Source organism: Rubrimonas sp. (assembly GCF_036788415.1).
Classification (GTDB): domain Bacteria; phylum Pseudomonadota; class Alphaproteobacteria; order Rhodobacterales; family Rhodobacteraceae; genus Rubrimonas.
Genome location: NZ_DAIQNN010000235.1, coordinates 1 through 1911 on the forward strand (window position 1 = coordinate 1; position 1911 = coordinate 1911).

Sequence of the window (1911 nt, forward strand, 5' to 3'; positions counted from 1 at the left end):
CCGCGTCGCTGTCGAAGGCGGTGGTGTTCGGCGCGCCGGAGGCGGTGATCCTCGACCTGCCGCAGCTGACCGAGGATCAGCCCGCGCACCGCCCCCTGATCGCGGCGCACGCCGTGCCGTGGCCTGGCGAGATCGCGGTGTTCCGAAGCCCGTCGACTGATGGCTTCGATCTGCTCACCACATTCGGCAGTCGCGCCCGGATCGGGACGCTCGTGACCGATCTCTATGCCGGGCCCACATCCCGCTTCGACCTCGGCAACGTGGCCGTCGTCGATATGCTCTCCGGCACGCTGGAGAGCGTGACTGACCTCGCGCTCTTCGGCGGCGCCAACGCGCTGGCCATCGAGAGCGCGCCGGGCGCCTGGGAGATCGTGCAGGCGGGCGCAGCGGAATTGCTGGCGCCCGGCCGGTATCGCCTGACCCGGCTGCTGCGCGGCCAGCGCGGGACGGAAGGCGCCATGGGCGACCCGGCGCCTGCGGGAGCGCGGGTGGTGGTGCTCGACGACAGTCTCGCAGCCCTGCCGATCACCGAGGCCGATCTTGGCATCCCCTGGAACTGGCGCATTGGTCCGGCGAGCCGACCGGTGCGCGACGAGACCTACATCGCACGGGCCTTCACGCCCGCGGGCATCGGGCTGAGGCCGTTCTCGGCCGCCCATGTCGAGCAGCCCTGGCGGACAGCACGCGCGCCCGGCGATCTGACGATCCGCTGGACGCGCCGGTCCCGCGCGCTCGCTGCGGACAGCTGGGCCGGGCTCGAGGTTCCGCTCGCGGAAGACCTGGAGGCCTACGAGGTCGAGATCTTCGACTGCGCAACCGTAAAGCGGGTGCTGAGCACCACCACGACCAGCGCGGTCTACACGGCCGCCCAGCAGACAGCCGACTGGGGCGCGCCCCTCGGCCCCGGCGACACGCTCGACATCCGCATCGTCCAGCTCTCCGCCCGGGTCGGGCGGGGCGCGCCGAGGAGCGTCACGCTCTACCTGTAAGCCAGCAACGAGGCACCGATGTCCGACGCCACCACGCATCTGGCGCTGCCCTACATCATGGCCGCGCAGGCGCAGAAGCACGTCACCCACAACGAGGCGCTGCGGCTGCTCGACGCGATGGTGCAGTTGGCCGTCCTCGACCGCACCCGCGCGGCGCCTCCGGCAAGCCCCGCCGACGGCGACCGGCATATCGTCGCGAGCGGCGCCACCGGTCTTTGGGCGGGCTGGGACCTCAGCGTCGCGTACTGGGTCGATGGCGCATGGATGCGCCTGCCGCCGCGCGGCGGATGGCGCACGTGGGTCGAAGACGAGGGCGTGCTCCTCGTCTTCGACGGGGCGGCGTGGGTCTCGACCACGCCCGCGGCGCTGCAGCAGCTGACCCGGCTTGGCCTCGGCACGAGCGCCGACGCCGCCAACCCCTTCGCCGCGAAGCTGAACGCCGCGCTCTGGACCGCGCTCACCGCTGCCGAAGGCGGCACGGGCGATCTGTTCTACACCATGAACAAGGAGACCGCGGCCGACGATCTCGGCCTGACGCTGCAGACCGGCTTCGTCACGAAGGCGCTGCTCGGGCTCTTCGGCTCCAACCGCTTCCGGCTCGCGGTCTCCGCCGACGGTAGCGCCTTCTTCGACGCGCTGATCGCCGACAACGCGACCGGCATCGTCGACCAGCCCCGGCTGCCGCGGTTCAAGGCCTGGACCAACTACGACAACTACGTGGGCGTCGGGACCTGGACCAAGATCGCGATCAACAACACCGACGTGAACGACCAGGGAGCGTTCGACGCCGCCAACAACCGCTTCGTCGCGCCCGTCGCGGGCGACTATCTCTTCGGCGCCACGCTGCTCTACAAGGTCAACAGCGTGACCACCGCGCGCCTGCGCGGGCGGCTGGTGCTGAACGGGACCACGGAGGTCCGCG

The 1911-nt window shown here is 71.2% G+C and carries 2 protein-coding genes; both read left to right on the forward strand.

What is annotated here, in order from left to right; genetic code table 11:
- On the forward strand, positions 1-989 hold a 989-nt coding region (locus V7Q31_RS19025; RefSeq protein ID WP_442976784.1), incomplete at its 5' end, for a GTA baseplate fiber-binding domain-containing protein.
- Between the two features lie 18 nt (positions 990-1007).
- Positions 1008-1911 (forward strand): DUF2793 domain-containing protein (locus tag V7Q31_RS19030; RefSeq protein WP_333835406.1); only part of this gene is annotated, 904 nt, incomplete at its 3' end.